This window comes from Alysiella sp. (assembly GCF_030525755.1).
Classification (GTDB): domain Bacteria; phylum Pseudomonadota; class Gammaproteobacteria; order Burkholderiales; family Neisseriaceae; genus Simonsiella.
In genome coordinates this window covers 1-7,366 of record NZ_JAUNEC010000066.1, presented here as the reverse complement: position 1 = coordinate 7,366, position 7,366 = coordinate 1, and the positions used below count along the sequence as shown (strand labels likewise).

Genomic DNA, 7,366 nt, shown 5'->3' with positions numbered 1-7,366 from the left:
GATTTTGGCGCAGACGCGGTTTACGCAGGTTCGCCACGCTATTCTTTGCGCGCGCGTAACAATGAATTTGCCAAACTGGACGTTTTACAACAAGGCATCAGCGAAGCCCACGCGCGTGGCAAAAAGTTTTTCCTAACCGTGAACACCATTCCGCACAATTCCAAACTGAAAACGTTTATGAACGACATCGCGCCACTGGTTGCCATGAAACCCGATGCCATGATTATGGCAGACGCAGGCTTAATCATGATGATGCGCGAACATTATCCCGAAATGCCCATTCATCTTTCCGTGCAAGCCAACACCACCAATTATTGGGGCGTGAAATTTTGGCAAAACATTGGCGTGGAACGCATTATTTTGTCGCGCGAATTGAGTTTGGAAGAAATTGCCGAAATCCGCCAACAATGCCCCGATATTGAATTGGAAGTGTTTGTGCATGGCGCGTTGTGCATTGCTTATTCAGGTCGTTGTTTATTATCGGGTTATTTCAATCACCGCGACCCCAATCAAGGCACTTGCACCAATTCTTGCCGTTGGGATTACAAAGTCCACGACACGGAAACGGACGAAATGGGCGATGCCAAATTGTTGAAAGGATTCAATTTTCATCAAGCGCAAGAAGATGCAAACTCGGCATTTGAAGGCATTAACGGTCAAAAACGCCACCCCTATGCCGATAAAGTTTTCTTGATTGAAGAAGCCAATCGCCCCAACGAACTCATGCCGATTATGGAAGACGAACACGGCACTTACATCATGAATTCCAAAGACTTACGCGCGATTGAGCAAGTGGCAAAGCTGGCTGAAATTGGCGTGGACAGCCTGAAAGTGGAAGGGCGCACCAAGTCGGTTTACTATGTGGCGCGTGTGGCGCAGGCTTATCGCAAAGCGATTGATGACGCGGTGGCAGGAAAACCATTTGATTACAGCCTGTTAGCCGAATTGGAAGGCTTGGCAAATCGCGGTTACACATCGGGCTTTTTGGAACGCCACCAAACGCAGGAATACCAAAATTATTTGTACGGACATTCCATTGCGAAACAAAGCCAGTTTGTTGGACAAATTACCGAAATTGACGCAGAAGGCTGGGCGACCATTGATGTGAAAAACAAATTTTCGGTGGGCGATACTTTGGAGATTATCCACCCAAGTGGCAACCAATTGATTGTGTTGGACAAAATGAAACGCAAAGGCGTGGAAACCGATGTGGCGGCTGGCAATGGCATTCAGGTGCAAATCCCGAATATGCACGGACGCGATAAGGCTTTGGTGGCGCGTGTGATTCAGAATGGGTAAAACCCAAATGTAGGGTGCGCATGGCGCACCCTACGTTTTCTATTCACTTTTTAAACTGCTTTTTAATAAAGCAATAATTTCTTTTAAATGGCAACACACAAGGTGCACACGATTTATTCGCCGTACTCACACAAATTGAGCAGGAATACGGCGGGAATCGCCTAGCGTGGTTCAGTTCCCCCCGAAACTGCCGACCGTGTTCAGCAAATCCAACAACGTGCCTTACAATTGAATTATCAGCAACATCAGAATGTACATGAAAATCTGTGGCGTAAATGATATGATTGTTTTTCAGGCTGCCTTTCAATATACGACTCAATTCATGTAAGGTGTGCATGACGCACTTACTTTATTTAAGGTTCGCCCAATTACCGTGTACTGAAAAGCAGTCTGAAACACATCAAAATGATGTTCAGGCAGCCTGAAAAAAGGAAACAACACAAAAATGAACACAACCTCTCTTTTGCAAATTGATAATTTAGCCGTTACTTTTGGTAAGGGCGAACGTGCGTTTCGTGCGGTGGACAATGTTTCGTTTCGACTCAATCAGGGTCAGGTTTTGGCGGTGGTAGGCGAATCGGGTTCGGGCAAATCGGTTACGATGATGGCCCTGATGGGTTTGTTGCCCAGTTCAGCGACCATTACAGCGGACAAGATTTTGTTTGACAATAAAGATTTGCAAACCATGGCCGCCAAGCAAAAACGCGACATCATCGGTAAAGACATTTCCATGATTTTCCAAGACGCGATGACGAGTTTGAACCCCAGTTTCACGATTGAAACGCAAATCACGGAAGTGTTGAAAGCGTATTTGGGTTTGAAAGGTGATGCGGCGAGAAAGCGTGTGTTGGAATTATTGGAATTGGTGGAAATTCCAGATGCGAAAAACCGCCTGAAAGTCTACCCACACCAGCTTTCGGGAGGCATGAGTCAGCGCGTGATGATTGCGATGGCGATTGCGTGTGAGCCGAAATTGTTGATTGCGGACGAGCCAACTACGGCTTTGGACGTTACGGTTCAGGCGCAAATTATGGCTTTACTGGCGAAATTGCAAGCTGAAAAAAACATGGCGATGATTTTGATTACGCATGATTTGGGCTTGGTGGCGGAAAATGCACGTGATGTTGCCGTGATGTATGCAGGGCAAGTAATTGAAACCAATCACGTTCCGTATATTTTCCAAAATCCCGCTCACCCTTATACGCAGGCTTTGTTGGCGGCGATTCCTGAATTGTCCATTGGGCAGAAACGCTTGCACAGTTTGCCAGGTGTTGTGCCGAGTCAATACGACCGACCACAGGGCTGTTTGTTGTCGCCGCGTTGTCCGTATGTGAAAGAGCGTTGCCATACGCCGCCGCCTGTTCAATCACACGAACGCGGCATGGTTCGTTGCATACACACGCAAACTCCAAGCCGAACAGCCACAACCACAGGAGAAAACGCATGAGTGAAAACATTGTTTTAGAAGCCAAAAACTTGGCAAGATATTATCCTGTTTCACAAGGTTTAGGCAAAGCAAAAAAATACGTCAAAGCCTTAAACGGCGTGTCGTTTACTTTGCAGGCAGGCAAAACATTGGCGATTGTGGGTGAATCGGGTTGTGGCAAATCCACTTTGGCACGGCAATTAACCTTGATTGAACCGCCCAGTTCAGGCGAATTGTTCATCAACAACGCGCCAACCGCCAAATTAAGCAAATCGCAATTAAAACATTTGCGTACCGAAATTCAGATGGTGTTTCAAAATCCGTATGGCAGTTTAAATCCGCGTCAAACCATTGAATACCAATTAGCCGAACCTTTAACCATTCATACCAAATTATCTCGTGCCGAAAAACACGAAAAAGTGGTGGAAATGATGAAAAAAGTCGGTTTGCGTCCTGAACATGCCCAGCGTTATCCGCATATGTTTTCGGGTGGGCAACGTCAGCGTATTGCTTTGGCAAGGGCGATGATGTTGAATCCGAAAATCGTGGTGGCAGACGAACCGACTTCCGCTTTGGACGTGTCCATTCAAGCGCAAGTGTTGAATTTGTTTATGGATTTGCAAGACGAATTTCACACGGCTTATGTGTTTATTTCGCATAATTTGTCGGTGGTACAACACGTTGCCGATGAAGTGGTGGTAATGTATTTGGGCAAAGTGGTGGAACACGGCAGCCGTGATGCTTTGTTTGATGCGCCACAACACCCTTACACGCAAGCCTTGCTTTCCGCTGCCCCCAGCGTAAACGGACACAAAACTAAATTGACTTTGGAAGGCGAATTACCCAGTCCGCTGAATCCGCCAACGGGTTGTGCTTTGCATCAGCGTTGCCCCCATGCCAACGCGCAATGCGCCCAAACCGAACCTGAATTGCGCGAGTGGCAAGGACGAAAAGTGGCATGTTTGCGATTGGAAGAGATTGACGCGTAAAAACAAATAGGCTGCCTGAACGCAGAGACCATGCCTTTCAGGCAGCCTGAAACTTTTGTTTAATCCACAATATCTTTTATTCTTGAATGTTAATGACGGTGTTGAATGGGGTTGAACAAAGATTTCAGCCTGATTGCTGGTATGAAAAATGAACTTAACTTTAACCATTGCCCTGTGTGCAGGTGAAGCATCGGGTGATTTGCTCGGCGCACATTTGATTGAAGCCATTAAAAAGCAACGCCCCGATGCTCAATTCATTGGTATTGGTGGTCCCTTGATGATTGCCGCAGGCTGTCAAAGTCTGTTTGACCAAGAAAAGTTGGCGGTGCGTGGCTATGTGGAAGTCATCAAAAGGCTGCCTGAAATTCTGAAAATCCGTCGTGAATTGGTGGCAAAATTGTTGCACATTCGCCCCAATGTGTTTGTGGGTATTGATGCACCTGATTTCAATTTGGGTGTTGCTGCTCAACTCAAATCTGCTGGCATACCGACCGTGCATTATGTTTCGCCGTCCGTTTGGGCATGGAAACAAGGGCGTGTAAAAACCATTGTGCAACAAGTGAATCAAGTTTTGTGTTTATTTCCTATGGAAGCCCCTTTGTACCAAGCGGCAGGTGGACAAGCCTTGTTTGTGGGACACCCTTTGGCACAAAAATTACCAATAAATGCTGATAAAATGGTGGCACGCGAACGCTTAAAGCTGCCTGAAAATGTGCCTGTGTTTGCTGTGTTGCCAGGCAGTCGTGTCAGCGAAATTGATTATATGGCGCCGACTTTTTTTCGCACCATACAACTGCTGTTGCGCGAATTACCCGATGCCCAATTTATCGTACCTTATCCAACTGCTGCCACACGCAGCCGTTTACAACATCATTTGGCGCAACCTGAATTTGAAAAACTGCCCATTCGTTTACAGGCAGCCAAAACCGATTTGGCGTGTACTGCTGCTGATGTGGTGTTGGTAACCAGTGGCACAGCCACGTTAGAAGTGGCATTGTGCAAACGCCCGATGGTCATCAGCTACAAAATTTCGCCGCTCACTTACCATTTGGTCAGACACAAAATCAAAGTGCCTTATGTGGGTTTACCAAATATTTTGTTGAACAAATCCGTTGTACCCGAATTATTGCAACATGATGCCACACCCGAAAAATTGGCAGCGGCACTGTTGGACTGGTACAGGCAGCCTGAAAAAATTGCCCAATTGGAACAGGATTTCAGACAGCTGCATGAAATGTTGTTACAAGACACAGATAAACTGGCAGCTGATGCGGTTTTGGCGCAGATTGTGGTTAATTAAAATTCACCTTGTATTTGCATGATTTTGCAATAAAAACGCATCTATCAATCTTGTGAATATGGATTTTTAAATTCTGATTTTAACGACCATGATATTCGTAAAAGTGAAAAAGCAATACAAGGCGACAGAGAGGGCTGTGTACAGTAGTACATCAGGGTGTTGGCAACGCCGTAGTACTTTTTCAATTCAACGACACATATAATTTGTTTTAAATTAAAATTTGATGCAGTGTGGGTACTTGCATCCATCGTTTAGTATACTGATTATTGATTTTTGCTACGCAGAACTTTGTTTCAGGCAGCCTGAAAAAAGGGTGTGAGTACCACACTGTGCAGCAATACATTTTGACCATCAAAACCCAATACGACAACGCCAAAGATGAATTTCGGCGTTGTCGTATTTTAGTAGATTGTTTTGTATGGTTTATTTGATTTTCATATGTGCTTCTGTGGTGTTGGCAATTTTGTTACCCAAATCTTCGCCAAACCATTTAATTGCAATGCGGCGGTATTCGCCATTGACAACCACTTTTTTCAAGCCTGAATTAAGTTTGGCAGCCAATTCCGTATTGCCTTTTTTCACCGCAAAACCTGCTTCTACAGGTATTTTTAAAGGTTGTTCAATTTTGACAAAATTGGTGTCTTTTACCGATGTGGCATGGTATTGCAAAACGGCGGTATCACCAAAAGCCACATCACTTTGTTTGCGTATCATGTCGGCAAACGCCAAATATTGGGAATCCATTCCTTTGATTTTCAGGTTTTCTGCACCAAAATCAGCTTCCAATGAGCTAACATTGGTGGTTTTGCCTTTGGCGGCAATGCTGCTGGCTTTGGGTAAATCGGCATAATCGCGTATGCCCAAACGTTCTGCGGTTTCAGGCAGCAAATAGGCTGTACGGGTGGGATAAATATAAGGAATGGTAAATGTTACCTGTTCACTGCGTTCAGGTGTGATGGTTAAAGGGGCAATCAAAATGTGATTTTGATTGCTGTTTAAAGATTTGAAGATGCCGTCCCAAGGTTGTGAGATAATTTGTACATTAAATTGCTCTTGTTTTGCAATGGCTTGGATTAAATCTGCATCAAAACCAATTATGCCACCTTTGGTATCGTGTAATTCATATGGTGCGTTTGTGGCATCGGTAGTAGCAAGGTAGCTGGGCCAGTCGGGGTTGTGGTTCACCGCTTCAGCTGTGGCGGTATTGGCAACATGGGTGGAAGATGCCGCAATGGTTTGGGTTTCTTGTTGTTTGGTGGTGTCGGACTGCGAACAGGCGGCGATGGTCAAGCACGAGAGCAAGCAAGCTGCCAGAAGTTTGATTTTCATGATGTGGTTTCCATGTTTTAAATTAAGAGGTGGGGAAAGTTGGTTTGAAAGATTATTGAATGGCTTTCAAAAGAGATGGTAATTTTGTTAAAATATTGTAAATTATTGTATGGAAACAGTCAAAATTGAGCTTGGGCTGCCTGAAAAACCTTATGGATTGGTGATGAAATTGTGATTGAGACATAAATATGAAAATGAACGGTTGGACATTGAAGCCTTTGATTGGGGTAAATCACGCTGGTGTAGATGAAGCGGGGCGTGGTTGCTTGGTGGGTAGCGTGTTTGCAGCAGCCGTAATGCTGCCTGAACATTTTGATTTGCCCAGTTTAAACGATTCCAAAAAATTAACCGAAAAAAAGCGCGATGTTTTGGCAGTGTTGATTAAGCAGCAGGCAAGGGCTTGGTGTGTGGCTTATGCCAGTCCTGCCGAGATTACACAGTTGAATATTTTGCATGCCACCATGCTTGCCATGCGCCGCGCCGTGCAGGGTTTAAATAGGTTGCCTGAAAAGGTGTGGGTAGATGGCAACCGCATACCACCTGATCTGGGTGTGTCTGCTCAAGCGGTCATCAAAGGCGATGCCCAAATTGCCCAAATTGCGGCTGCATCTATTTTGGCGAAAACCGCACGCGATGCGGAAATGTATGCGTTGCATGCGCGTTTTCCCCAATATGGTTTTGATAAGCATAAGGGTTATGGTACAGCGGCGCATTTGGCTGCTTTGCAGCAATATGGTGTGTTGCCTGAACACCGTCAAGATTTTGCGCCCGTGAAAGCGATTTTGTTGCAGGAAAAACAGCAGGCATGATGGTGTATATTGTGTTTCAGGCAGCCTGAAACACACCAAATCAATCAATTTGCTTGATTTTTTTGTGAAAACAAGTCATAATTACCAATTCATGATTGATTTTAGGGTGGTGGCAATTAATTCATCGCCCTGTTTTTGTGTTAGGTATATCCCAATACTGTTCTTTTAACTTGTTCTTTATAAGGAATTTAGCTCATGGCTAAGGAAAAATTTG

Annotated in this window: 6 protein-coding genes; 5 read left to right on the top strand and 1 reads right to left on the bottom strand. The window is 45.0% G+C overall.

The window, feature by feature from the left end; all coding sequences use genetic code 11:
• The 4 genes from yegQ to lpxB form a co-directional block, all read left to right on the top strand.
• The coding region (yegQ, locus tag Q4B82_RS08990) for a tRNA 5-hydroxyuridine modification protein YegQ (RefSeq protein WP_303066122.1) at window positions 1-1,299 on the top strand (1,299 nt) is incomplete at its 5' end.
• A 445-nt stretch (window positions 1,300-1,744) separates the two neighbouring features.
• Window positions 1,745-2,746, top strand: coding sequence for an ABC transporter ATP-binding protein (locus Q4B82_RS08985; RefSeq protein WP_303066121.1), 1,002 nt, complete (start codon window positions 1,745-1,747; stop codon window positions 2,744-2,746).
• Window positions 2,743-3,714 carry a peptide ABC transporter ATP-binding protein gene (locus tag Q4B82_RS08980; protein ID WP_303066120.1) on the top strand — a complete coding sequence of 324 codons (972 nt, stop codon included), beginning with the start codon at window positions 2,743-2,745 and terminating at the stop codon, window positions 3,712-3,714. Before Q4B82_RS08985 ends, Q4B82_RS08980 begins: the two co-directional genes overlap by 4 nt.
• A gap of 148 nt (window positions 3,715-3,862) precedes the next feature.
• A complete protein-coding gene (gene lpxB, locus Q4B82_RS08975; RefSeq protein ID WP_303066119.1) occupies window positions 3,863-5,014 on the top strand; it encodes a lipid-A-disaccharide synthase in 1,152 nt (383 codons plus the stop codon).
• Between the two features lie 423 nt (window positions 5,015-5,437).
• Here lpxB and Q4B82_RS08970 read toward each other — a convergent pair whose 3' ends face one another.
• Complete coding sequence (locus tag Q4B82_RS08970) at window positions 5,438-6,343, bottom strand: ABC transporter substrate-binding protein (RefSeq protein ID WP_303066118.1); 906 nt, start codon at window positions 6,341-6,343, stop codon at window positions 5,438-5,440.
• A gap of 188 nt (window positions 6,344-6,531) precedes the next feature.
• Here Q4B82_RS08970 and rnhB point away from each other — a divergent pair, with 188 nt between their 5' ends.
• A complete protein-coding gene (rnhB, locus tag Q4B82_RS08965; protein ID WP_303066117.1) occupies window positions 6,532-7,152 on the top strand; it encodes a ribonuclease HII in 621 nt (206 codons plus the stop codon).
• The last annotated feature ends 214 nt before the right edge of the window (window positions 7,153-7,366 follow it).